The 24700-nt window shown below is 70.3% G+C and carries 22 protein-coding genes; 11 read left to right on the top strand and 11 right to left on the bottom strand.

Features of this window, described 5'->3' with window-relative positions:
- The first annotated feature begins 35 nt into the window (after positions 1 to 35).
- Genes ABC304_RS07320 through ABC304_RS07310 form a run of 3 tightly spaced genes read left to right on the top strand, consistent with a single transcriptional unit; the run spans position 36 to position 2569 of the window.
- The gene (locus ABC304_RS07320; protein ID WP_412929861.1) at positions 36 to 1478 is read left to right on the top strand and encodes a TrkH family potassium uptake protein; all 1443 of its coding nucleotides are present in this window, start codon (positions 36 to 38) and stop codon (positions 1476 to 1478) included.
- Positions 1471 to 2142 (top strand): potassium channel family protein, encoded by a 672-nt coding sequence (locus tag ABC304_RS07315; protein ID WP_412929859.1) that lies wholly within the window; start codon positions 1471 to 1473, stop codon positions 2140 to 2142. The genes ABC304_RS07320 and ABC304_RS07315 overlap by 8 nt, the downstream gene beginning before the upstream one ends.
- 43 nt (positions 2143 to 2185) lie before the next feature.
- Entirely contained in the window at positions 2186 to 2569 is a 384-nt protein-coding gene (locus tag ABC304_RS07310) for a nuclear transport factor 2 family protein (protein WP_412929857.1), read from the top strand.
- Positions 2570 to 2680: 111 nt separating this feature from the next.
- Here the strand turns inward: ABC304_RS07310 and proC are convergent, their stop codons facing one another.
- On the bottom strand, positions 2681 to 3529 hold the full coding sequence (gene proC / locus ABC304_RS07305) for a pyrroline-5-carboxylate reductase (RefSeq protein ID WP_412929855.1): 849 nt from the start codon (positions 3527 to 3529) through the stop codon (positions 2681 to 2683).
- A 137-nt stretch (positions 3530 to 3666) separates the two neighbouring features.
- On the opposite strand from proC, the gene ABC304_RS07300 reads away from it, so the two are divergent.
- The 3 genes from ABC304_RS07300 to ABC304_RS07290 all read left to right on the top strand — a co-directional run bounded on the left by ABC304_RS07300 (position 3667) and on the right by ABC304_RS07290 (position 6764).
- Positions 3667 to 4779 (top strand): alpha/beta fold hydrolase, encoded by a 1113-nt coding sequence (locus ABC304_RS07300; RefSeq protein ID WP_412929854.1) that lies wholly within the window; start codon positions 3667 to 3669, stop codon positions 4777 to 4779.
- 94 nt (positions 4780 to 4873) lie between these two features.
- On the top strand, positions 4874 to 5830 hold the full coding sequence (locus ABC304_RS07295) for a cation diffusion facilitator family transporter (RefSeq protein WP_412929852.1): 957 nt from the start codon (positions 4874 to 4876) through the stop codon (positions 5828 to 5830).
- Between the two features lie 4 nt (positions 5831 to 5834).
- Positions 5835 to 6764 carry an LLM class F420-dependent oxidoreductase gene (locus ABC304_RS07290; protein ID WP_412929851.1) on the top strand — a complete coding sequence of 310 codons (930 nt, stop codon included), beginning with the start codon at positions 5835 to 5837 and terminating at the stop codon, positions 6762 to 6764.
- A 15-nt stretch (positions 6765 to 6779) separates the two neighbouring features.
- Here the strand turns inward: ABC304_RS07290 and tadA are convergent, their stop codons facing one another.
- Positions 6780 to 7211: a tRNA adenosine(34) deaminase TadA gene (gene tadA / locus ABC304_RS07285; RefSeq protein ID WP_412932862.1), complete on the bottom strand. Its 432-nt coding sequence runs from the start codon at positions 7209 to 7211 to the stop codon at positions 6780 to 6782.
- A 99-nt stretch (positions 7212 to 7310) separates the two neighbouring features.
- Here tadA and upp point away from each other — a divergent pair, with 99 nt between their 5' ends.
- A complete protein-coding gene (gene upp / locus ABC304_RS07280; RefSeq protein WP_412929849.1) occupies positions 7311 to 7943 on the top strand; it encodes a uracil phosphoribosyltransferase in 633 nt (210 codons plus the stop codon).
- Between the two features lie 242 nt (positions 7944 to 8185).
- Here the strand turns inward: upp and ABC304_RS07275 are convergent, their stop codons facing one another.
- Together ABC304_RS07275 and ABC304_RS07270 are read right to left on the bottom strand one after the other, a co-directional pair.
- Complete coding sequence (locus ABC304_RS07275) at positions 8186 to 8512, bottom strand: DUF3467 domain-containing protein (protein ID WP_412929847.1); 327 nt, start codon at positions 8510 to 8512, stop codon at positions 8186 to 8188.
- Between the two features lie 69 nt (positions 8513 to 8581).
- Positions 8582 to 12214 (bottom strand): TM0106 family RecB-like putative nuclease, encoded by a 3633-nt coding sequence (locus tag ABC304_RS07270; RefSeq protein ID WP_412929845.1) that lies wholly within the window; start codon positions 12212 to 12214, stop codon positions 8582 to 8584.
- Between the two features lie 79 nt (positions 12215 to 12293).
- Here ABC304_RS07270 and ABC304_RS07265 point away from each other — a divergent pair, with 79 nt between their 5' ends.
- Both ABC304_RS07265 and ABC304_RS07260 read left to right on the top strand, forming a co-directional pair.
- Entirely contained in the window at positions 12294 to 14348 is a 2055-nt protein-coding gene (locus tag ABC304_RS07265) for an NAD(+) synthase (RefSeq protein WP_412929843.1), read from the top strand.
- A 118-nt stretch (positions 14349 to 14466) separates the two neighbouring features.
- The gene (locus tag ABC304_RS07260) at positions 14467 to 14670 is read left to right on the top strand and encodes a hypothetical protein (protein ID WP_412929842.1); all 204 of its coding nucleotides are present in this window, start codon (positions 14467 to 14469) and stop codon (positions 14668 to 14670) included.
- A gap of 106 nt (positions 14671 to 14776) precedes the next feature.
- Here the strand turns inward: ABC304_RS07260 and yicI are convergent, their stop codons facing one another.
- The 5 genes from yicI to ABC304_RS07235 all read right to left on the bottom strand — a co-directional run bounded on the left by yicI (position 14777) and on the right by ABC304_RS07235 (position 21526).
- Complete coding sequence (gene yicI, locus ABC304_RS07255; protein ID WP_412929840.1) at positions 14777 to 17020, bottom strand: alpha-xylosidase; 2244 nt, start codon at positions 17018 to 17020, stop codon at positions 14777 to 14779.
- Positions 17020 to 17943, bottom strand: a complete 924-nt coding sequence (locus ABC304_RS07250; RefSeq protein ID WP_412929838.1) for a carbohydrate ABC transporter permease — start codon at positions 17941 to 17943, stop codon at positions 17020 to 17022. The genes yicI and ABC304_RS07250 overlap by 1 nt, the downstream gene beginning before the upstream one ends.
- Entirely contained in the window at positions 17943 to 18935 is a 993-nt protein-coding gene (locus tag ABC304_RS07245; RefSeq protein ID WP_412929836.1) for a carbohydrate ABC transporter permease, read from the bottom strand. The genes ABC304_RS07250 and ABC304_RS07245 overlap by 1 nt, the downstream gene beginning before the upstream one ends.
- Positions 18936 to 19049: 114 nt before the next feature.
- A complete protein-coding gene (locus tag ABC304_RS07240) occupies positions 19050 to 20366 on the bottom strand; it encodes an ABC transporter substrate-binding protein (protein ID WP_412929835.1) in 1317 nt (438 codons plus the stop codon).
- 143 nt (positions 20367 to 20509) lie between these two features.
- The gene (locus ABC304_RS07235) at positions 20510 to 21526 is read right to left on the bottom strand and encodes a LacI family DNA-binding transcriptional regulator (protein WP_412929833.1); all 1017 of its coding nucleotides are present in this window, start codon (positions 21524 to 21526) and stop codon (positions 20510 to 20512) included.
- 175 nt (positions 21527 to 21701) lie between these two features.
- Here ABC304_RS07235 and ABC304_RS07230 point away from each other — a divergent pair, with 175 nt between their 5' ends.
- A complete protein-coding gene (locus ABC304_RS07230) occupies positions 21702 to 22262 on the top strand; it encodes a phosphorylase family protein (RefSeq protein WP_412929832.1) in 561 nt (186 codons plus the stop codon).
- A gap of 52 nt (positions 22263 to 22314) precedes the next feature.
- Here ABC304_RS07230 and ABC304_RS07225 read toward each other — a convergent pair whose 3' ends face one another.
- Positions 22315 to 23859 (bottom strand): MFS transporter, encoded by a 1545-nt coding sequence (locus tag ABC304_RS07225; protein WP_412929830.1) that lies wholly within the window; start codon positions 23857 to 23859, stop codon positions 22315 to 22317.
- A 38-nt stretch (positions 23860 to 23897) separates the two neighbouring features.
- Positions 23898 to 24083 carry a hypothetical protein gene (locus tag ABC304_RS07220; RefSeq protein WP_412929828.1) on the bottom strand — a complete coding sequence of 62 codons (186 nt, stop codon included), beginning with the start codon at positions 24081 to 24083 and terminating at the stop codon, positions 23898 to 23900.
- 139 nt (positions 24084 to 24222) lie between these two features.
- On the opposite strand from ABC304_RS07220, the gene ABC304_RS07215 reads away from it, so the two are divergent.
- Positions 24223 to 24684 carry an SRPBCC family protein gene (locus ABC304_RS07215; RefSeq protein WP_412929827.1) on the top strand — a complete coding sequence of 154 codons (462 nt, stop codon included), beginning with the start codon at positions 24223 to 24225 and terminating at the stop codon, positions 24682 to 24684.
- Positions 24685 to 24700 lie beyond the last annotated feature (16 nt).

The following is a 24700-nucleotide window of genomic DNA, read 5'->3' as shown; positions in this document are numbered from 1 at the left end:
ACCATGACAACGATTTCGGACGAAGGAGGCGACGGATGACGGCCGAATCCCGACCGTCGCGCCCGCGCCGGTCCGTGCGCTCCCGCCTGTACGACCTGTGGGATGCGCTGCGCGATCTGACGACCGCCTCCCCCGCACGCTTCGCCGTCGGCATCTTCGTGCTGCTCATCATGATCTTCACCGGGCTGTACTCGCTGCCGATCGCCTCCGCCGACGGCCGGGTCACGCCATTCGCCGACGCCCTCTTCACCGCGGTGTCCACGATCTGCGTCACGGGCCTCTCGACGGTCAACATGTACTCCCACTGGTCGCCGATCGGCCACGTCTTCACCTACCTCGGTGTCAACGTCGGAGCCCTCGGCGTGCTGACGCTCGCATCGATCCTGGGCCTGGTGATCTCCAAGCGGCTCGGCCTGCGCGCCAAGCTCATCGCCGCCGGCGACAGCAACCCGCTGCGCGCGCACGGCGGACCCGTGAACGAGGGTCAGACGGTCCGGCTCGGCGAGGTGGGTCAGCTGCTGGCGACCGTCGCCCTGTCGACGCTCATCATCGAGGCGTGCTTGACGGTGCTGCTCTATCCCGCGCTCCTGGCCGCGGGCATCGACCCCCTCGCCGCACTGTGGGAGGCGCCGTACTACGCGGCGATGTCGTTCACCAACACCGGGTTCGTGCCCAACGCCGACGGCCTGACGCCGTTCGCCGACGACTACTTCCTGCTGACCGTGCTGATGGCCGGCGTGTTCCTCGGGTCCATCGGCTTCCCCGTCATCTTCACGCTGGCCCGCCACAAGTGGCACGTGCGGTACTGGTCGCTGCACACGAAGCTCACCCTGATCACCACTGTCGTGTTGTTCTTCGCCGGCGCGGCCGCGTTCCTCATCCTCGAGGTGAACAATCCGAAGACCTTCGGGTCGATGGACGCGTGGGACACCACCTTCCAGTCGTTCTTCCTTTCCGCGATGACGCGCTCGGGCGGTTTCAGCACCGTGCCCATGGACGATCTGCACGGATCGTCGCTCGTCGTCGGCTCGATGCTGATGTTCGTGGGCGGCGGTTCGGCCTCCACCGCCGGCGGCATCAAAGTGACCACACTGGCGGTACTCGCCCTCGCCGTCTTCTCCGAGGCGAAGGGCCGCCAGTCGGTGGAGGCCTTCGGCCGGCGCATCCCGAGCGACGTGCAGCGCGTCGCCCTCTCCGTCGTCGCGTGGGGCGCCACGATCGTGGCCCTCTCGACCATCACGATCGCCCAGATCACGCAGGCGCCGATCGAGCGGGTGCTGTTCGACGTCATCTCCGCTTTCGCCACGGTGGGCCTCTCGACGGGCCTCACCGCCGAGCTCCCGGATCCGGCGATCTACGTGATGGCCCTCACGATGTTCATGGGACGCGTTGGTACAGTGACTCTCGCCGCGGCGGTGGCCGCGACATCCCGTTCGCAGCTCTACTCGCTGCCGGTGGAGAGGCCGATCGTTGGGTGAGCAGATCCGCGGCGACGCACCGGTGCTGGTGATCGGCCTCGGGCGCTTCGGCGCCGCATGCGCCGGGGAGCTGGACCGCCTCGACCGCGACGTGCTCGCGATCGACGACAGCCTCGAGCTCGTGCAGAAGTGGTCGGAGCGGGTCACGCACGCGGTGCAGGCCGACGCCCGCAACATCGACGCGCTCAAGCAGATCGGCGCGCAGGACTTCCAAGTGGCGGTCGTGGCGGTCGGCTCCTCGATCGAGGCGTCGGTGCTGATCACCGCGAACCTCGTCGACCTCAAAGTGCCGCAGATCTGGGCGAAGGCGGTGTCGCAGTCGCACGGGAAGATCCTCGCCCGCGTCGGTGCGAACCACGTGATCTATCCCGAGCGGGAGGCCGGCGAGCGCGTCGCCCACCTCGTGAGCGGACGGATGCTGGACTTCATCCGCTTCGACGACGACTTCGTGCTCGCCAAGATGTACCCGCCGCGGTTCATCCGGGGCGTCGGACTCAACGAGTCGGGGGTGCGCTCGAAGTACAACGTGACGGTCGTCGGTGTGAAGAGCCCCGGCAAGCCGTTCCGCTACGCCGAGGCCAACACCGTGGTCACGAACCACGACCTCATCATCGTCTCGGGCACGAACGTCGACATCGAGCGCTTCGCCTCCCTCGACCGCTGAGTCGCGCCGCGCGGGTGTCGGAGGCCCGGAGCAGACTCCGGCCATGGATCGCACAGACATGAGCGCCGCCGCCCGGGCATGGGTCGCGGCCTACGAGAAGGCCTGGGCCTCGAACGACGAGTCCGACATCCGCGCGCTGTTCACCGACGACGGCGCGTACCGCACCGAGCCCTGGTCGGCGCCGTGGCGGGGGGCCGACGCCATCGTGGTCGGCTGGGTGTCGCACGCGGACGAGCCGGACGACTACTCCTTCACCTACGACCTCGCGGGGGTGGACGGCGAACGGGTCTTCATCGAGGGCCGCACGGTCTATTCGGCCACGGACTCCGAGTCGGAGCGCGACTACCGCAACCTGTGGGTGATCGACCTGGCACCCGACGGCCGGGCGCGCTCGTTCACCGAGTGGTACATGCGTCGGCGCGACTGACCCGGCGCAGTCGAGGCGGCTGCACCGGCGGCTCAGGCCGCGGCGCACCGGCGGCTCAGGCTGGGCGACTGACCCGGCGGCCCAGGCCGCGTCAACTGACCCCGCAGCGGCTCAGGCGCCGGCGGCGAGCTCGCGTGCGCGGCCGAGTGCGGCATCCGTCGCCTCGGCGAACAGGGCGTCGAGATCCGCCCCCTGGAGCACGGCCACGGCGCGCTCGGTCGTGCCCTTCGGACTGGTGACGCGCCGGCGCAGCTCGGCCGCCTCCTCGCCCGACGCGTCGAGCAGGGCGGAGGCTCCGATGAAGGTCTGCTCGGCCATGAGCCGCGCCTGCTCGGGAGTGAAGCCCTTGCCGACGGCGGCGCTCGTGAGCGCCTCCACCAGCAGGAAGACGTAGGCGGGCCCCGACCCGGAGATCGTCGACAGCGGGTCGATCTGCTCCTCCGGAACCTGCAGCACAGCGCCCACCGTCTCGAACAGCCGCGTGACCGTCGCGACGTCCTCGGCATCCGCGCCCCTGCCCGCGGCCAGGCCCGTGACCGCCTTGCCCACGACGGCCGGGGTGTTCGGCATCGAACGCAGCACCCGAGCGCCCTCGCCGAGCACCGATTCGAAGGTCGCGATCGTCACGCCGGCGGCGAGGCTGACCACGACGGCGTCGGGCCGCAGCGCCGGGCGGATCTCAGCCAGCAGGTCGGGCACCATGGCCGGCTTCACGCCCACCAGGACGATGCCGGCGGAGGCCGCGGCATCCGTGTTCCCGGAGGACTGCTCCTCGAGGGCGACGCTCGTCACCCCGGCAAGACCCGCGAGGGTGTCGGCCTTGGCACGCGTGCGGTTGGTGGCGGTGATGCCGCCGGTGGGCAGTCCGGACGCCACCAGCCCCTGGAGGATGGCCCCACCCATCGACCCCGCTCCCAGGACGGCGACGGCGGGCAGGGAACGGTCCTCGGCGGTGGTCATCCCGTCATCCTAGGAGCCGTCGGGGGCTCGCGGCGGGACGCGCTCACGCGGTCCGGGAGGCGCATCGGCGCGCGGTCTATAGTCGGGAGGGCACGGAGCGGCGGCGCTCCGGAGGGCACAACGGGAGGCACCTCGCAATGACCCTGTTCGATGGCATCACCGCTCGGATCGTCGAGACGTCCCGGCTGAGCGTCGGCATCCTGGAGCGCGCGGGCGACGACCCCTCGACGCCCGCCGAGCACACGGTGGTGCTCGTGCACGGCAACGTCTCCTCCTCCCTCTTCTGGCAGGAGCTCATGCAGGATCTCCCGTCCGACCTGCGGGTGATCGCGGTCGACCTCCGCGGCTTCGGCTCGACCGAGCACTCCCCCATCGACGCGACGCGAGGGCTCCGCGACTTCAGCGACGACCTCCACGCGACCCTCGAGGAGCTCGGGCTCGGCGCCGTCCACCTCGTCGGCTGGTCGATGGGCGGCGGCGTGATCATGCAGTACGCCCTCGACCACCCCGTTCTTTCCCTCACCCTGCAGGCGCCCGTCTCGCCGTACGGCTTCGGCGGCACGCGTCGCGACGGCTCGCGCCTCACCGATGACGACGCGGGCACGGGCGGCGGCGGCGCAAACCCCGACTTCGTGCAGCGGCTGAACGACCACGACACCACCGACGAGGCGCCGACGTCGCCGCGGAGCGTCTTCCGGGCCGCGTACGTCGCGGCCGGCTACAGCACGGAGCACGAGGACGTCTGGGTCGACTCGATGCTCACCACGTCCACGGCCGAGGGCAACTACCCCGGTGACGGCGTCGCGAGCGAGAACTGGCCGGGCTTCGGCGCCGGGACGATCGGCGTGCTCAACACCATGGCGCCGCGGTACCACGACGTGTCGGCGATCGTCGAGCTCGACCCGAAGCCGCCGATCCTCTGGATCCACGGCACCGACGACGCGATCGTCTCCGACGGATCGTTCTTCGACCTCAACCACCTCGGCGCGCTGGGCGTCGTTCCCGGCTGGCCCGGAGACGAGATCGCGCCGGCACAGCCGATGGTGTCCCAGACCCGCGACGTCCTCGGCGCCTACACCGACGCCGGCGGCGCCGTGACGGAGATCACGCTGGAGGGCGTCGGCCACGCCCCGCACCTCGAGCGTCCGGCGGAGTTCCGCCAAGCGCTGCTCTCGGTGATCGGCTACCTCGGCACCCCGGTCGATCCGGCACCGCCGACCGAGGCGATCATCCTGCGCTCCGCGGACTGACCCGCAGGCAGCGGAGTCCGCGGGCCCGCCGCGCTCCGCCGACTGACCCGCAGCCGCGGAGTCAGCGGGCCCGCCGCGTCAATAGACTGCGGTCATGAGTGCATCCGGCGGCAACAAGGCGATCATCGCGGCCTTCTCCGCGAACATGGGCATCGCCCTGGCGAAATTCATCGCGTGGTTCGTATCGGGCTCCGCCTCGATGCTGGCCGAGGCGATCCACTCGGTCGCCGACTCCGGCAACCAGCTCCTCCTGCTGCTGGGTGGCCGCCAGGCCCGCAAGGCGGCCGACCGTGAGCACCCGTTCGGCCACGGCCGCGAGCGCTACGTGTACGCGTTCGTGGTGGCGATCATCCTCTTCTCCGTCGGCGGCCTCTTCTCCATCTACGAGGGCGTCGACAAGATCACGCACCCGCACGAGCTGGAGAACGCCTGGCTGCCGATCACGGTGCTCGTCATCGCGATCGGACTGGAGAGCTTCTCCCTGCGCACCGCGGTGAAGGAGAGCAACCACATCCGCGAGAAGGGCCAGTCGTGGGTGTCGTTCGTGCGGCGCGCCAAGGCGCCCGAGCTGCCGGTGGTGCTCCTCGAGGACGTCGCCGCCCTCACCGGCCTCGTGTTCGCCCTCCTCGGCGTCGGCCTCACGGTGCTGACCGGCAACCCGCTCTGGGACGCCGTCGGCACGCTCGCCATCGGCACGCTGCTGATCCTCGTCGCGATCATCCTGGGCATCGAGACGAAGAGCCTGCTCGTCGGCGAGGGCGCCACCCCCGGTGACCTCGACCGCATCGTCGCCGCGATCGAGACGGGCCCGGAGGTGGACACGCTCATCCACATCAAGACCCTCTACCTCGGACCCGACGAGCTGCTGGTGGCGGCGAAGATCGCCCTCCCCTCCGACCGGACACTGGTCCAGGCATCCGCCGACATCGACGCCGTCGAGGGTCGCATCCGCGCCGCCGTGCCGATCGCGCGCGTCATCTACCTCGAACCGGACGTCTATCGACCGGATGCCGCGGCTCCCGCGGCGCCCGCGCAGGCGACGGCCTCCTGACGCCATGGAGTACTGCACCTTCACCGAGCCCCAGCAGGGCTTCACCTACGGCGACCAGCTCGCATTAGCCCAGGCGACCGAACGCGTCGGCTTCGACGGCTTCTTCCGCTCGGACCACTACATGCGGATGGGTCCCGGCGACCCGCTCCCGGGCCCGACAGACGCCTGGACGACGCTCGCGGGGCTGGCGCGCGAGACATCGCGGATCCGCCTCGGAACACTCGTCTCCTCGGCCACCCACCGGCTCCCCGCCCTGCTCGCGATCCAGGTCGCCCAGGTCGATGAGATGTCCGGCGGACGCGTCGAGCTGGGGCTGGGCACCGGGTGGTTCGAGGAGGAGCACCGCGCCTACGGCATCCCGTTCCCCGAGCGCCGCTTCGGACCGTTCGAGGAGCAGCTGCAGATCGTCACGGGCCTGTGGTCCACGCCGATCGGCGAGACCTTCGACTTCGCCGGCGCGCACTACACGCTCGAGGGGGCGCCCGCATTGCCCAAGCCGGTGCAGGACCGGGTGCCGATCATCATCGGCGGCGCAGGACCGAAGCGCACTCCCGAGCTCGCCGCGCGGTTCGCGACCGAATTCAACATCGGCTTCCAGCCGGAGGAGAAGATCGCCGATCGCTTCGCCAACGTCCGCGCGGCGTGCGAGCGCGCCGGACGCGACCCCGGGACGCTGAAGCTGTCCGTCGCGCTGCCGACGCTGGCCGGCGCCGACGAGGGCGAGGTCCGCCGCCGCGCGCAGGCGATCGGCAAGAACCCGGACGAGGTGCGCAACGGCGTCGACATCGTGGGCGGCCCTGACGAGGTCGCCGAGAAGGTGCGGCGCCTGGTGGACCTCGGCGCGGACCGCGTCTACTTCCAGCTGATGGATCTCCGCGACGTCGAGCAGGTGGAGTTCCTCGGCACCGAGGTCCTCCCGCTCCTCCCCCGCTGACGACAGCGCGGGGATTCAGCGGCGGGCGAGGAAGAAGTCGCGCAGCAGGGCCTCGGACTCCGCCGCGCACACCCCGCCGACGACTTCCGCGCGCGCGGGCAGGCGACGGTCGCGGACGACGTCGTAGAGCGACCCGGCGGCACCGGCCTTCTCGTCCCATGCCCCCAGCACCAGGCGCGAGATGCGCGCCTGGAGAAGCGCTCCGGCGCACATGAGGCACGGCTCGAGCGTGACGACGAGCGTGCATTCCGAGAGATTCCAGGAGCCGACGGATGCTGCGGCCTCCCGCAGCGCGACGACCTCCGCGTGCGCGGTCGGATCGTGGGTGGCCTCGCGGAGGTTGCGGCCCTCCCCGATGACGGTGCCCGCAGCATCCGTCACCACCGCCCCCACCGGGATGTCGCCCTCCGCACCCGCGACCGCGGCCAGCTGCAGGGCGCGCCGCATGGCCGTCAGGTCGCCGGTGGCGGTGGGCAGGCTCACGCCCTCACGCTACTGCGCCCTCCCGCCGGGGGCGATCCGGGCGTCACCCGATAGCCTGGGCTCATGCGCGTGCACGTGGCCGACCACCCCCTCATCACTCACAAGCTCACGGTGATGCGCGACGAGCGCACCCCTTCGCCGGTGTTCCGCCAGCTGACCGAGGAGCTCGTCACGCTCCTCGCGTACGAGGCGACGCGGAACGTGCGCGTGACGCCCATCGAGATCCAGACTCCGGTCACCTCGACCATCGGCGTGCGCATCGGCGATCCGCGACCGCTCGTGGTGCCGATCCTGCGCGCGGGCCTCGGCATGCTCGACGGCATGGTCAAGCTCCTGCCCAGCGCGGAGGTCGGCTTCCTCGGCATGGCGCGCAACGAGGAGACCCTCGAGCCGACCACCTACGCGGAGCGTCTGCCCGAAGACCTCAGCGACCGGGAGTGCTTCGTGCTCGACCCCATGCTCGCCACGGGCGGCTCGCTCGGGGCGGCGATGGACTTCCTCTTCCGCCGAGGCGCCAAGGACGTGACGGCGATCTGCCTGCTCGCCGCCCCCGAGGGCGTGGCCGCCATCGAGAAGCAGGTCGAGGGCCGCGACGTCACCCTCGTCCTCGGTGCGCTCGACGAGCGGCTCAACGAGAAGGGCTACATCGTGCCAGGACTCGGCGACGCCGGCGATCGCCTCTACGGCACGGTCTGACCTCGCCGCCAGCCGCCCGCTGCTCGCTCGGCGCCACTGAGTCCCACAATCTGCACAACACGCCGGAGTGTTTCGCAGAAATCGGGACACAGAAAGCAAAGAGGCCGCGGCATCCACCCCTCGCCGAGTGGATGCCGCGACCTGCGCTGTGAGGCGCGACGCCAGGTTATGTCGGCTCGAGAACATTCTCCGAAGGGGTTGACAGCGCGGAGCCGGATCTCTAGGTCGGTCGCCGCCGGATGTCAGTCGTCGGGGTCGATGAGCGGATCGACAGGCTGCCGCCGCCCGGTCTCCTGCTCCCAGAACTCCAGCTGCTGCGTGAGGGCCTTGGCGAGCTCGAAGACCTGCTCGGGAGGGATGCGGATCCGACTGACGACGCGCGCCGGCACCACCGTGCGCGCCTCGCCCGTCTGCGCGTCGAGCTGCTCACGCGGCGGCTGGGCGAGCGCGACGAAGTCCATCACGAAGACGGTGGGCGTGTGCCAGACGTTGGCGAAGTCGGCGTAGGCCCCGCCGATGAGATCGGGGGGCAGGTCGATCTCGAACTGCCGCTGGGCGTCATCGGCCATGGGGCTCCAATCGTCCGCGCAAGTCTACGTCCGCGCTGACGGCATGCTCCGGGCCCCTGTGGACAGATCTCAGGCCGCCGGCGCCTCCACCAGCGTCGCGAACCCGCTGAGGCGCGCGACGCCCTCGGGCGTTCGGGGAAGGTCGTCGAGGAGACCGGGCGAGTACACGACGTAGGCCGCCTGCATCGCCCGCGACAGCGCGACGTTGATGCGGTTGCGCAGCAGCAGGAACTCCAGCCCGCGCGGTGCATCGCGACCGGACGACGCGGCGAGCGAGACGATCGCGACGACCGCCTCCCGGCCCTGGAACTTGTCGACGGTGCCGACCTGCACGTCGCCGAAGCCGGCGGCCGTCAGCGCCTCCTCCACCTCGACCTGCTGGGCGTTGTAGGGCGTGACCACGATGATGTCGGACGGCAGCAGCGGACGCGGCGACAGGAGGGTCGCAGCATCCCCCACTCCGCCGTCGCTGCCCGTCCACGTGCGTCCGACGAGGTCGGTGACGAGCCGCACGACCTCAGCCGCCTCCTCGGGCGACGAGGTGGCGTTGCCGCGGTGCGCGATGGGCCGGACGTGGACGCCGGCGCGCACGCCTTCCAGCGTGCGGAGGGCGGTCGACGGGTGAGCGGCGAGGCGGCCCTCGTACGACAGGTGGGAGACCGGCTCGGCCACCGCGGGGTGCATGCGACGCGTGCGCGCGAGGAAGTACCCGTACTCCGCGGGGAGGACCTCGGCGCCGTCCATGATCCATCCCAGTGCCGACGTGTCGACCGGCTCGGGGTGCGTCCCCTGGCTGACCTGCGGGAGTTGCTGCGGGTCGCCGAGCAGCAGCAGCCGCTGCGCGGCGAGAGAGACGGCCACGGTCGAGGCGAGCGAGAACTGCCCCGCCTCGTCGATCACGAGGAGGTCGAGGCTGCCGCGCGGGATGCGGCCCTGATGGCTGAAGTCCCACGCGGTGCCGCCGACCACGAAGCCGTCGGTCTGGTGCTCGGCGGTGAAGGCGGCGACGCCGTTCTTCGGGATGATCGTGAAGCGGTGCGGGAGGGAGGGATCTTTCGGCGCCTTCCCCACCTGCACGGGTGGGACGCCCGCCTCGATCACGCGGTCGAGCAGATGCTCGACCGTGGCGTGCCCCTGGGCCACGACGCCGACCTTGAAGCCCCGCTCCTGGACGAGGCGGGCGATGACGTGCGAGCCGACGTAGGTCTTGCCGGTGCCGGGAGGCCCCTGCACGGCGAGGTAGCTGTGATCGAGATCGGCCACGCTCCGCGCGATGGCCGACGCCTCGTCGGAGGGGTCCGCCGGCGCGAGGGCCCCCGAAAGGGTGCGCGGGGGGAGGCGGCGCAGCAGATCGGTGGCGGGATCCCGCGGCAGCGGGCGGGACGGCTCCGGTGTGAGCAGCACGTCGTCGTCACGTGATCCGGCGGACCGGGTCTCGAGCACGGTCTGCGCCCACGCCTCGATGGCCGACTGCTGGTTGCCCGCACGGGGCGGCGCCGCCGGCGTGAGGGCGAGGGGCAGCTCCTGCCACGTGAACCCCTCGACGGCCAGCTCCTCGATGACGGCCCCGTCGTCGAGCACCTCGACCACGCGCACCCACGTCGCGGTGTGGATCCACCGCGGGCGGGTCTCCGACGGGAAGGGAGCCGGCAGTTCGTAGAGCGCGAACGGCTCGACGCCCTCGCTCAGCCGCGTGCCGGGCGACAGCTCGCCCCTCAGCTCGACGCGCCGCCGCTCCCGGCCGTTCCCCTCGGGCAGGTGCCAGTCCTCGATGACCCGGGATCGGGCGGGATCGACCACCACGACGTCGCGGTTGTCCTCCCAGATGGAGATCGGCTCGCGCAGCCGCAGGAAATGGGTCGCCCAGAAGGACTTCGCCTCGCGCGGGTAGTAGTCGATCGCCGCGGCGCCGAGGCGCAGCGCAGTCGCATCGGAGGCGCTCGCGGCCTCCGCCAGGTCGACCTCGTCGGCGTAGGCGCGCAGCCGGACGGCGAGCGGCGAGTCCTGGTAGCCCGCCTCCTCCGGCTCGCGCTCGGCGGACGGGCGGAGGCCCGCCTCTCGGGCGCGATCCACGAGCCAGTCGCGCAGCCGCCGGGTCGACACGCAGTCGTAGCGGTTGTAGTCGGCCAGGTCGTCGAGGATCTCCTGCGCCCCCGCAGAGTCGCCCGCGTCGGCGAGCTCGCGCGCCTCGACGTAGCGGACGATCGAGTCGTCGCCCTTCTGCACGTCGGAGGTGCGGACCTCCTCGCCCATGTAGAGCGGCTCCAGCTTCTTGATCGAGTACGACCGCGATCCCACCCGCAGCGCGCGCCGCACGATCGGGTAGAGGTCGACGAAGACGCCGTCTCGGAGCAGCTGGTCGACGTCGGCCTCGCGCACGCCGTACTTCGCCGCCATGGCCAGCAGGTGGGTGGGCTCGTAGGGCGCGTAGTGGTAGATGTGCATGCCCGGGCTCTTCTCGCGGCGACGGGCGACCATGTCGAGGAAGCGCTCGAGTGCGGCGCGCTCCTCGTCGAAGTCGTGCGCCCACAGCGCGCCGTAGCGCTCTGCCATGTCGATCCAGCCGAAGAGGTAGTCGATGCCCCACGAGCTCGCGTCGCCCTCCGTGTACAGCGGGTCGCCCTCGAAGTCGAAGAACAGGTCTCCGTGGTCAGGCCGCGGGAGCGCGGCCAGGGCGCGCGGCTCGACGACTTCGAACGTCGGGACGACGGGGATGCCGGGCTCGTCCGACCCGGTCGGCACGCCTGCGGGGCTGTCGAGCTGGAGGCGCGCCTGGGTGCGCAGAGACGCGAACGTGTCGGCGCCGACTCCCGCGGGCTGTGCCTCCGCGGCGGCCAGATCGTCGATGGTGTGGATGCCGGCCGTCTGGAGCCGCACCCGCTGCACGGGCCGCATGCCCGCCACGAGCAGCAGGTCGCGATGGGCGATGACCTCGATCTCGCACGTGGCGCAGCGGCCGCACGCGATGACATCGAGGTCGCCGCGCGGATCCCCCCACGCGATCGCCGCGCCGGTCGCGCCCGAGGGCACGGCGCGGTCCGCGATGAGCGCCTTCAGGCGCGCCCGACGCAGGCGGTAGACCGGCATGACGTCGTCTACCCGGTGCTCGCTCACCGTGCCGTCGCCGAGCAGCAGCTGCACCCGGTCGGCGCGGGCGATGCCGAGCCGGTCGAGCTGGTCGGCGTATGCCGCCAGCTGCATCAGCGCCGTCACGCGGGCGCGCCGCGCGAGCTTCGTGTCCTGCACCACCCACCGGGTGCCGTCGTCGTCCGCGTGCGGCACCGTCGTGGCCGTGGTGTCCGGGCTCGGCGCCGACCGCTCGCGCACGAGGAAGTCGGCGAAGCCGACGAACTCGTCGGTGGAGAACGCGGCCTGGAAGACCACCTCGACGGCCGGATCGGCGAGCGCCGCGCGGGTGCGGGCGACCGCATCGGCGAGAGCCGCGGCATCCGACGCCTGCGCGGCCGGGATCTCGACCACCGCCTCGCCGAAGACCTCGCGGTAGTGCTCCAGCATGCGCAGCTCGTGCGCGGTGCCGAGGAGCCCGGCGCGCTTCAGCGTCGCGTCTTCCGGCTCGACGACAGCCTCCACGCGGCCCAGGCGGGCGTCGATGCGGCGGAGCCACGCGAACTCGCACTCGGCTGCCGCCTTGAGATCGCTGGCACTCCAGACGATTCGGCCCTCGTCTTCGATGTAGCGCATGTCTCCCCTTCCCGAACGACCCTAGCCGCGGCATCCGACACCCTCGTCCGGCGGAGGCGGCCGGTGCCAGACTGGGGGCATGAGCCTCCCCTTCGAGAGCGTCTACCGGCACGGGTTCGCCCGCGTCGCGGCCTGCACGTTCCCGCTCACGATCGCCGACCCGGCCGCCAACGCGCGCTCTGTGCTGGAGACGGCGCGCGAGCTCGACGCCGACGGCGTCGCGGTGGCCGTCTTCCCCGAGCTCTGCCTCTCCGGCTACTCGATCGAGGACCTCGTCCTGCAGGACGTGCTGCTGGACGCGGTCGCACAGGCCGTCGAAGAGCTGGTCGCGGCATCCGAGTCGCTGCTCCCCGTCCTCGTCGTCGGGGCGCCGCTCGCGCACCGCAACCGCGTCTACAACTGCGCGGTCGTGATCCACCGCGGAGAGCTGCTCGGGGTGGCGCCGAAGTCGTTCCTGCCGACGTACCGCGAGTTCTACGAGCGCCGCTGGTTCGCGGCGGGCGACGACCAGAGGGGGCAGGACATCCGCGTCGGCTCCCTCTACGCGCCGTTCGGTCCCGACCTGCTGTTCGAAGCGCTGGACGTGCCCGGACTCGTCGTGCACGCCGAGGTGTGCGAGGACATGTGGGTGCCGATCCCGCCGTCGTCGCAGGCGGCGCTGGCCGGCGCGACCGTCCTGCTGAACCTCTCAGGCAGCCCCATCACGATCGCCCGCGCGGAGGACCGCTCAGACCTCGTGCAGTCGCAGTCGCTGCGCTGTCTGGCCGCCTACGCCTATGCCGCGGCGGGTATGGGCGAGTCGACGAACGACGTCTCGTGGGACGGCCAGACGATGATCTACGAGGGCGGCAGCCTGCTCGTCGAGACCGAGCGCTTCCCCGACGGTCCGCGCCGCTCGATCGCCGACGTCGACCTCGACCGGCTGCGTCAGGACCGCCTCCGACAGGGCACCTTCGATGACAACAGGCGGGCGACCGGGGCGGATGCCGCGTTCCGCACCGTCCACTTCCGTCTCGATCCGCCCGCCGGCGACATCGGTCTGAAGCGCTCGCTTGACCGGTTCCCCTTCGTGCCCGACGACCCGGGGCGGCTGGCGCAGGACTGTTACGAGGCGTTCAACATCCAGGTCTCGGGGCTCGTGCAGCGGCTGCGCGCGATCGGCGGTCCGAAGCCGGTCATCGGCGTGAGCGGAGGACTCGACTCCACCCACGCGCTGCTCGTGGTCGCACGCGCGATGGACGCCATGGGCCGACCCCGCAGCGACATCCTCGCCTACACGATGCCGGGCTTCGCGACGTCCGATCGCACGAAGAACAACGCCATCGCCCTCGCCGAGGCGGTCGGTGCGTCGATCGAGACCATCGACATCCGGGATGCCGCGAACGAGATGTTCGCCAAGATCGGACACCCCTTCGCGCAGGGCGAGCCCGTGCACGATGTGACGTTCGAGAACGTGCAGGCGGGTCTCCGCACGGACTTCCTGTTCCGCCTCGCGAACAAGAACGACGGACTCGTGATCGGCACCGGCGATCTGTCGGAGCTCGCCCTCGGCTGGATGACGTACGGCGTCGGCGACCAGATGAGCCACTACGCGGTGAATTCGGGGATCCCCAAGACGCTCATCCAGCACGTGATCCGCTGGGTGATCGCCGACGGGCAGCTGGCCGACGGCACCGCCGAGGTGCTGCAGGCCGTGCTCGACACCGAGATCAGTCCGGAGCTTGTGCCCGCCGGGCAGGACGGGCGCATGCAGTCCACCGAGGACCGCGTCGGCCCGTACGCCCTGCACGACTTCACGCTCTGGCACGCGCTGCGGTTCGGGTTCCGTCCGTCGAAGATCGCGTTCCTCGCCGCGCACGCGTGGCGCGATGCCGATGCGGGCGCGTGGCCCCCGGGCTTCCCCGAGGAGGACCGCTACGCCTACGACCTCGAGACGGTCGTCAGGTGGATGCAGGTGTTCCTCCGCCGCTTCTTCGCCTTCGCGCAGTTCAAGCGCTCGGCCATGCCGAACGGCCCGAAGGTCTCACCCGCGGGATCGCTGTCGCCGCGCGGCGACTGGCGCGCCCCCTCCGACGGCAACGCCACGGCCTGGCTGGCGGAGCTGAAGGCCGCGCTGCCCGATCTCGTCGACTGAGGCGGGTGGTCGCCGTCGCAGGCGGAAGACTGGGACCCGGGGATGCTGCGGCGCTTGTCAAGCGCGAGACGAACGGACGTGCGCGGGGATACCGTCGAGAAAAGGACGAGGAGACACCATGGACAGCGATCTCGAGCACGGCGCCGACGAGCAGGAGACGGGCATCACGCAGGCGGGTGTGACCGACTCCGACGGCGAGACCAAGCCCGGCGGACTCGGTGAGGACGGCACGATCCCTCCCCACCCGGGCGGCGTCGCCGCCGGACACACCGGCGAGGCCTCCCACTTCGAGCCCGAAGAGGACGAGGCCGCCGAGTCCTGAGCCGGCGGCCACGGGACCGGCGACTCCTCAGCCGGCGGCCGCGGAGCCGGCGGCCTCGGGACCGGCAGGCAGCGTCCTCAGCCGGCCCCGGCCGCGGACGCCGCGCTCAGCGCGTGACGGCCGCCCGGTCCGCCTCGAACACCTGCGCCCGGCCGTCGGGCGTCGTCACCGTCACCGTCGCGACACCGGAGCCGCCGGGGAACACCCGGAGCGTGAGTCCGTCGAGGTAGTCGTAGTCCGGGCGATCGTCACGGGCGCCCCACGGCAGCACCGCGCCCGGCCGCACGTACAGCGGCAGGCTGTGCACGTTGTGGTTCTCGCGACGCCATCCGCCGCCGGTGACGGTCTCGCCGGTGAGCAGGTGCGTCCACTCCCCCGCCGGCAGGTAGAACTCGACGTCACCGCTCTCGGTGAAGACCGGGGCGACCAGGATGTCGGGCCCGAGCATGTACTGCCGGTCGAGGTAGGCGACGGCCGGGTCGTCGGGGAACTCCATCGCCATCGGCCGCATGAGCGGCGTTCCGGTGGTCGTCGCCGCGACGCCGAGGCCGTAGAGGTACGGCATCAGTCGCAGCTTGAGGCGCGTGAACTCCCGCGTGACGTCGACGGCCTCCTCGTCGAAGATCCACGGGACGCGGTACGAGGTCGAGCCGTGGAAGCGGCTGTGGCTGGACAGCAGGCCGAACGCGGTCCAGCGCTTGAAGACGGCGGCGTCCGGCATCCCCTCGAATCCGCCGATGTCGTGGCTCCAGTGCGCGAAGCCGCTGAATGCGAGCGACAGGCCGCCACGGAGCGTCTCGGCCATCGACACGAAGGTGGAGGTCGAGTCGCCGCCCCAGTGCACGGGCATCTGCTGACCGCCCGCCGTCGCCGACCGGGCGAAGAGCACGGCCTCGCCCTCGCCGCGCTCCTCCACCAGCACCTCGTGCACGGCCTTGTTGTAGAGGTGCGTGTAGAGGTTGTGCATGCGGAGCGGGTCGCTGCCGTCCGCCCACTCGACCTCCACCGGGATCCGCTCGCCGAAGTCCGTCTTGAAGCAGTCGACACCCTGGGCGATGAGCCGGCGCAGGTGTCCCTGGTACCAGGCCGTCGCGGCGGGATTGGTGAAGTCGACCAGCCCCATGCCGGCCTGCCAGAGGTCCCACTGCCACACCGACCCGTCGGCACGCTTCACCAGGAAGCCCTGGTCGGCGGCCTCGCGGAACAGCGGCGAGCGCTGACCGATGTAGGGATTGAGCCACACGCTGACGCGCAGGTCGCGGTCGTGCAGACGCTGCAGCATGCCCTCCGGATCGGGGAAGACCCGCGCGTCCCACTCGAAGTCGCACCAGTTGAATTCGCGCATCCAGAAGCAGTCGAAGTGGAACACCGACATCGGCAGCTCGCGCCGTGCCATCTCGTCGATGAACGACGTGACCGTCATCTCGTCGTAGTCGGTGGTGAAGCTCGTCGAGAGCCACAGTCCGTACGACCACGCCGGCACGACCGGCGGGCGGCCGGTCAGGGCGGTGTAGCGGTCCAGCACGTCCTTGGGCGTCGGACCGGCGATCAGGAAGTACTCCAGCACCTCGCCGGGCACCGAGAACTGCACACGCTCGACGGCCTCCGATCCGACCTCGTACGAGACGTGTCCGGGATCGTTGACGAGCACGCCGTAGCCGCGGCTGGACACGTGGAACGGGATGCTCTTGTAGGCCTGTTCGCTGGAGGTGCCGCCGTCGGCGTTCCACACCTCGACGGTCTGGCCGTTCTTGACCAGAGGCCCGAACCGCTCGCCCAGGCCGTAGACGAGCTCGCCGACGCCGAGGTCGAGCTGCTCGTGCACGAAGGTGCGCTCGACGGGAGCCGCGCCGTGGCCGCGGGCGTTGCCCACGATCCCGTGGTCGACCTGCGCGTCGGGCGCGAGGGTGATGTAGCCCTGCGCCTTCGGTCCGCTGCCGGTGACGCGCACGCCGTCGACCTCGAAGTCCAGCGCCCAGGGCGCGCCGCGACGGACGCGGGCGGTGAGCGGACCCGTGGTCAGGGTGCCGCCGTCGCCGTCGCCGTCGATCGACACGGTGCCGGCACCGCCGACCACCGCTCCCGGCAGGTCGAAGCCGGTATGCCGTGCGCCGCCCTCGTGGTGGGCGATGCGCACCCGGACGATGCCCTCGGCGGGCGAGGAGAGGGTGACGCCGAGCACGGGGCGGTTCAGCGTGTCGCCGCGGCGGACGATCTGCGCCGTGGGCGCGGTGACGACGATCCCGGAGCCGTCGGCCGCAGCATCCGTCTCCTCCACGTCGTAGGCCTCCTGGCCGTAGAGCGCCGTCACGCCGGGGCGCAGCTGCCAGAAACCATCGGTGAACTTCATTACTTGACTGCTCCTGCGGTGATGCCGCGCGTGAGGGTGCGCTGGAAGATGAGGAAGAAGAGGAGTGTGGGGATGAGACCGAGCAGCGCGGAGGCGCTGGTGGTGGTGACGTCCATCAGGCGGTCGCCCTGGAGCACGCTGATCGCGACGGGCACGGTCTGGTTGGCGTTGGAGACCAGGAACGTCAGCGGGATGAGGAACTCGTTCCACGTCCAGATGAAGAAGAAGATCAGCAGCACCGAAAGAGTGGGCCGGCTGATCGGGAAGATGACCCGCCACAGGATCTGCCAGCGGCTCGCGCCGTCGATGGATGCCGCCTCCAGCACCTCCTTCGGGAAGGTGCCGTAGACCGACGCGAGCAGGTACGTGCCGAACGCGGCCTGGATCACCGTGAAGATGATGATCACCGACCACACGTTGTTGTAGAGGCCCACCGCTTTGAACATGTAGTACAGCGGGTAGAGCAGGGCCTCCTGCGGAAGCAGGTTCGCCAGCAGGAACAGCAGCACGATCCAGCTGCGCCCGCGGATGCGGCCGATGCCGATCGCGAAGGCGTTGAGCACGGAGATCAGCACCGCGAGCACCGCGACCATGCCGGAGATGAAGAACGAGTTCCACACCTTGCCCGGGAAGTCGACGCGCTCCCAGAACGCGACGATGCCGTCGAGGTAGATGCCCGTCGGCAGCGCGAGCGGGCCGCCGTTGGAGTAGTCGGCCGGCGACTTGAACGAGTTGACGAGGATCAGGTAGAACGGCGCGATGATCAGCGCCGCGGCCGCCACCGCGAACGCCAGCAGCAGCCAGTCGACGCCCTTCTTCTTCGTCATCCCGCCGCGCGGGCGGGGCGGACGGCCGGTGCGGGCGGTGGTCCGCGCGGCGCGCGGACCGGAGACGGCGGGCAGGGTCGTGGTGGTGGAGGCCATTACAGACCCGCCCTTTCCTTGCGCTCCGCGGCATTCTGCGCGCGGATGAAGACGACCGAGACGATCGCGATGACGATGGTCAGTGCGGTGGCGATGGTCGCGCCGTAGCCGACCTGCTGCGCTTGGAAGAACTCGCTGTACGCGTAGTACGCGGGCACGATGGTCGAGTCGCCGGGGCCGCCGCGCGTCAGCACGTAGACGGGGCCGAAGACCTTCAGCGCGGCGATCGTGCACGTCAGGGTGACGACGTAGATCTCGGGCTTGATGATGCTGACCGTGATCGCGCGGAAGCGCTGGATCCAGTTGGCGCCGTCGAGCTCCGCCGCCTCGTACAGCTCGGGATCGACGCGCTGGAGCGCGGCCATGAACACCACGACCGGGTAGCCGATCTGAATCCAGACGAGCACGACCATGATGCTGGCCAGCGCGGTGTCGGGACTGCCGAGCCAGTTGTGCGTGAGGGCGCCGAGGCCGAGACCCTCGAGGATTTCGTTGAGCGCGCCGTCCTGCGGCCGGAGGATCCAGCCGATGACGATGCCTGCGATCGCGGCGGGGAGGATCTGCGGAAGGTAGTAGGTCGCGCGCAGGAAGCTGGCGAGCCGGCCGCCGAACTTGCGACCGACGAGGTCGAACAGCAGGGCGGCGAGGATGAGGCCCACCAGCGTCGGCACGATCACCATCGCGACGATCATCCAGATGCTGTTGCCGAACGACGTCCAGAACTTCCCGTCGCCGGCCAGCTCGATCCAGTTCTCGAAGCCGATGAATTCGGGGGGACGGATGCCGCGCCACTCCGTGAAGGAGAGGTAGACGTTCCAGCCGAGCGGGATCAGCACGACGACCGTCAGCAGCACGAGTCCGGGCACCAGGTAGAGCCAGTAGCCGGCTCCGCCGCGTCGTCCACGCTGCGGGATCAGCGGCTCGTCGGGCGGTACGTCGGCCCGGCGCGCCTTGGGCGTGCGAGGCGGTCGCACGAAGGGGACAGCGGTCATGCCCTGCTCCTCAGGGTTCGAAGGGGAGGGATGCCGCGCCCGCGGTGGACGCGGCATCCCTGTTCACACGGCTCTCGCCGCGGTGTTCACACGGCTGTCGCCGCGGTGTCCGGCTCAGCGGAAGTCGGAGGCGTACGACTCGTACTCGTCGCCGAGCGCCTGCTGCACGTCGGCCGGGCTCTTCGTGCCGTTCACGAGCTCCTGCAGCTGGGCGACGATGGTGTCGTAGAACGTGGGGGTGGGCCAGTCGGGGTAGAAAGACAGCCCGTCCTTCTCGTTCACGGCGTTGAACGCCTGGATGAGCTCGAGGCTCTTCGGGTCGGTGATGTCGGACTCCTGGGCGGCGACCGGCAGACCGCCGTTGTTGCCGATGAGGGCCTGGATCTCCGGGCGCATGGTGATGTCGATGAACTTGTAGGCCAGTTCCTTGTTCTTGGCGTTCTCCGGCACGACCCACAGGTTGCCCGACGAGCCGAGGCTGAGGTCGGAGTCGGGGAACGGGAAGATGCCGAAGTCGAAGCCCGAGATCTCGTCGACGAAGCGGCCGTACCACCAGCTGCCCGACACGAAGATCGGCGCGGTGCCGTTGATGAACGAGACGCCGGCGTCCTCCGCCTTGACGCCGGAGACGTCCTTGGAGATGTAGCCCTTGTCGACGTACTCCTTGACGGTGTCGGTCGCGTAGGAGACGGCCTCGCCCTGCCAGTCGACCGGGTTCTCGTAGAGCTGGTAGTCGTTGACCCACTGCCGGTCGGCCTTGCTCAGCGCGAGCTGGTACCAGAGCTGCCCGAGGGGGTACTCCAGTCCCGCCTCGGCGAGCGGGGTGACGCCCTGCGCGACGAAGGCGTCCATCACGTCGACGAGCTCGTCGTAGGACGTGGGGATCTCCAGGCCCGCCGCGGCGAACATGTCCTTGTTGTAGTAGACGGTGACGAACTCGCCGTAGTTCGGGATGCCGTACCAGGCGCCCGATCCCATGACGCCGTCTTCGCTGTACTTCGCCGTGGTCTGCAGCGAGGGGGCGAGCTTGTCGGCCCAGCCGTACTCGTCGACCGCGGAGCTGATGTCGGTGAGAAGGCCCTGGCTGGCGAGGAGGCCGGCCGTGGCGTTGCCCTTGTTGTACTCCATGATGTCGGGCGCCTCGTCGGAGTTGAGCACCTGGCTGGAGGTCGAGCGGATCTGCTCGAAGCTCTTCTCCTCGAAGGTGACCGTGGCCCCGGTCTCCTCCTCGAAGGTCTTGATCGCCTGGTCCCAGGCGATGCCCATGGCGCTGTTGGCGCCCTCGAAGTGCCAGAGCTTCAGCGAGTCGCCGCTCTCGGCTTCCTGTCCGCTGCCGCCGGAGCAGCCGGCGAGCGCGAGCGCGCCGGCGGTGACGAGCGATGCGGTTGCGAGCAGCCTCATGCGGGTCCGCGGGGTGATGTGGTGTGCCATCTTCGGCATTCCTTTCTCGGTGACCGTCGTCGGTCGAGGTGAGTGCGGGTGGTGCGGGTGGTGCGGTCGTGCGGGTCGTGCGGTCTTCGTCGAAGCGCTTCGATGGTGGACGAGCGGATGCTGCGGCTCGCCCGCGACGGAAGCTAGATCGTGGCCGGTGGGCCGACCGAGCCGTGGGCTCGGTAGGTGGGCGGGATGAGGTGCACGCCGGGCTCCGGCGGAGTGGGGCCGAGCGAGCGCATGGCGAGGTCGACCGCGAGGTCGCAGGAGGACGCCGGGATGAGCGGGATGGCGTCCAGGGGCACGGAGAAGGCGGTGGGGTCGAACGTCGCGCCCACGGAGATGACAGAGACGTCGTCCGGCACGGCGCGGCCGTGGGCGGCCAGCTCCTGCAGGACGGCGGCGTGGGCGTCGTCTCCCCCGTGGAGGACGAAGCCGGTCACGCCCTCGGCGAGCATCTCGGCCACGGCGGCGCGGACGACGGCGATCTCCACGACCGGTCCGCCCGTGGTGCGGAAGAGGGCCGTCACGTCGCGTCGCGCGCAGGCGTCAAGGAAACCCGAGCGGACGCGCGGCGGGAAGTTCGAGTTCTCGTAGGCGATGGCCGGGTGGCCGATCAGGCCGACGATCCGGTGGCCCGCCTCGACGAGCCGATCGACGGCGAGCGCCGCGGCCGCCTCGAAGTCGAGGTCGACGCAGGTGAGGCCGTCGTGGTCGTCGGGGACGCCGATGAAGATGGAGGGGATGTCGAGCTGCCGGGCGAGGGCGACACGGCGGTCGGCGGGCGCGACGTCGAGCACGAGGATGCCGTCGACCAGTCCGCTGTCGGCGACCCGGCGCATGCCGTCGGCGGCGTCCTCCTCCGTGAGGAGAAGGATGTCGTAATCCTGGCGACGCGCGGCGATGGAGGTGGCCAGCACGAACGCCATGTGCGTCGGAGCGAAGGTGTCGGGGCGGAACGGCTCGGTGAGGGCGAAGATCTGCGTGCGGCTTCCGGCCAGCATCCTGGCACCCGCGTTCGCCCGGTAGCCGAGCTCTTCGACGGCGGATTCGATGCGCGTGCGGGTGGCGGCCGAGACCGGACGCTTGCCGCTGAGGGCGTACGAGACGGTGCTGATGGAGACGCCTGCGGCGCGAGCCACCTCGTCGATCTTCACCATCAGGACTCCTTCGTCATGCGACTCGTGTCGCGGATCGAAGCGCTTCGCGAAACGCTTCGACGACGATGCTAACCCGCGCTCCCCGATCTCGCAAGACTTTTGTCGCCGGCGCCAACAAAGCAGGCTTGACACCTCCACGGCGGATCGCCCGGGGCCGGCAAGGGAGAATGGGACGGTGAAACTTCTCGTCGCGGCCCTGGATGCCGAGCTCGTCGCCTTCCCCGACACCCTTCCCGGATTCGATCGCCTCGTGACCGGCCCCGGCAAGCTGCAGGCGACGTTCGCGCTCACGCGCGCGCTGGATGCGGCGGCCTACGACGAGATCCTCGTCGTCGGCACTGCGGGCGCGATCGATCCCCTACTTCCCACCGGGGTGCACGAGATCGGCGGCGCGATCCAGCACGACGTCACCGACATCGACGGCGTGGTCGGCCAGCACGTGTCGCTCCCCCCGCGGGTGGAGATCGGCGACGGCGACGGCGTCGTGATCGCCACCGGCGACCACTTCGTCGACGACGCCGAGGCCGTGGGCGTCATCCGCCCCCTGGGCGCACGCATGGTCGACATGGAGACCTACGCCTACATCTGGGTCGCCGACCGGTTCGGCGTGCCGATCCGCGTGCTGAAGGCCGTGTCGGACCGCGCGCAGGACGACGCGATCACCGACTGGCGCGAGACGGTCGCGGCGTGCAGCGCCCAGCTGCGCGACACCGTCACGGAGCTCTACGGGGTCTGAGTCCGGGCACGCCGCGCACCGCCGTCCACCGGCGGCCGCGGCATCCGACCGCTCACGTGATGACCCGCGGCTCCTCTGCGTCCTCGTCGGCGTCCTCATCGCCCCCGGTCTCCCGCTCTCGGCGCTTGCGCGCGGAGAGGTCGAGCACCGAGAGCACGAAGGCGAAGGCGATGAAGAGGGCGACGGCCACCATCCCGAAGCCGTACGCGTCGTGGAAGACGACGGAGTCGGACGCCTTGCCGTCCTCGCGGTAGATCGTCGCGTAGAAGAGGGCGAGGGCGATCGCCGTGCCGACCGCGGTGCCGATGCGCTGTCCCAGCTGACCGACGGAGCCGGCGAGCCCGCCCTGCTTGACCGGGATGTCGGCGAGGGTGAGCGTCTGGTTCGGCGCGATCACGAGTCCGCCGCCGATGCCGCCGATGATCATGACCCCGGCCATCGCGTAGGGCGTGACCGCGTCGGGCACGTACAGGGCCGTCACGACCAGTCCGGCGATGCAGACCATCACCAGCACGAGCCCCCACACCACCACGGGTCGCCCGTACTTGGTGACGATGTTCCCGCCGATCCACGACGCGACCGCGCTCGAGAGCGCGAACCCGATCGAGACCATGCCCGCGAAGACCGGCTCGAGCCCCAGGCCACTCTGCAGGTACAGGGTCGTCAGCAGGAACAGCGACGGGATGGCGGCGAAGTACGCGGCCTGCAGGATGGAGCCGTTGCGGAAGGACGACACGGAGAACAGCGCGAACGGGATGAGGGGATCACGACCGGATGCCGCATAGCGCCGTTCCCAGGCGAAGAAGGCCGTCGCGAACAGCAGGAAGACGACGAGCAGCCACCAGCGCTGCGGGTTGTCATTCGGGGAACCGGTCGTGAAGAGGAACGGGAACATCAGGGCGAGGATGGTGAGCGCGAAGAGGACGACGCCCACGGGATCGAGCTGGAGCGGTTTTCGGGACGACTTGCGCGTCGCGGGGAGGACGAAGATGGCCAGGGCGATGGCGATGAGCCCGAGCGGGATGTTGATCCAGAAGATGTAGCGCCATCCGTCGGTGGGGCCGCCGAGGGCGATCATCAGCCCGCCGAGGGTCGGGCCGAAGGCGGTCGCGACGCCGATGGTCGCACCGAAGAGACCGAAGGCGCGTCCGCGCTCCTTGCCCTGGAAGAGCTGCTGGATGAGCCCCAGCACCTGGGGCATCTGGATGCCGGCGGCCACCCCCTGGATGAGGCGCGCTACCAGCAGCACCGTCGTGTTCGGCGCGAGCGCGCAGACGAGACTGGTGAGGGTGAAGAGCGTCAGACCGACGATGAACAGGGTGCGGCGAGAGCGCTGATCGCCCAGACGTCCCATCGGCACGAGCAGCAGACCGAACGTCAGGACGTACCCCGACACGATGAGCTGGAGCTCCGTCGACCCGGAGCCGAAGGCCGCCTCGATGGACGGCAGCGCCACATTGACCTTGCTGAGGTCGAGGATCGTGATCGCCGCCACGGAGACGCAGACCCAGAAGGCGCGCCATTTCCGCGCTTGCGTCAGCGGGATGGTGAGTGTCTGCGGAGCGTCAGGCGACGGGGAGGTCTGTTCAGCGGGCATCCCTCTCAGGGTACTCGCGGGGTCGTGGCTCCCGGCCCTCAGCCGGCGTCGCTGCGACGCGTGAACAGCGACCGCAGGATGAAGAACACGACGATCGCCACGACGGCGACGATGACGATCTTGAAGATGAACGCGAGCACGGAGAACAGGATGTTCACGAGGAACCAGGCGATGACGATCGCGACGATGACGCCGACGATGCTCCAGAGGGTGCGGGTGTTCACCCCGACAGTTTAGACGGCCCCGGGAAAGATCCCGGTGACGGTCGGGCGGAGCTCGAACGCTGTCAACCGCTTGCCCGGCTCCCCCGACGCGACGAACATGATCGTGCGGCTCACGCGCCGCCGGAGCAGAGGAGCGACCATGGCCGACACGGCGAAGGGTTTCACGATCGTCCGCAACCTGGATGCGGCGCCCGAGGCGATCTGGTCGGCCTGGACCGATGCGGATGAAGCCGCGCAGTGGTGGCACCCGAGAGACGTGACGACGCCGCGCGAGACCGTCGAGATCGACGCACGCCCGGGCGGTCGCTACGCGTACACGATGGTGAACACCCTCACAGACGAGGAGTACCCGACGGGCGGCGTCTACCGCACGGTGGAACCGCCGACGCGGCTCTCCTTCACATGGGGCGCCCCGGATGACGATCCCGACGATTCGCCGGTGGTGACGGTCGTCATCGAGCCTCTCGGCGAGCTGACACGCCTGACGTTCGATCTGCGCGGCGTCGACGGGGAGCCCGGTGACGGGTCGTTCTACGACGGATGGGATGAGGCGCTGGACGCGCTCGTCGAGCACCTCGGTCAGACCGCCGTGCACGGCTGAGGTCGGGCCCCGCGGC

This window comes from Microbacterium jepli (assembly GCF_047237905.1).
GTDB lineage: Bacteria > Actinomycetota > Actinomycetes > Actinomycetales > Microbacteriaceae > Microbacterium.
This window is presented reverse-complemented; position numbering and strand designations above follow the sequence as displayed.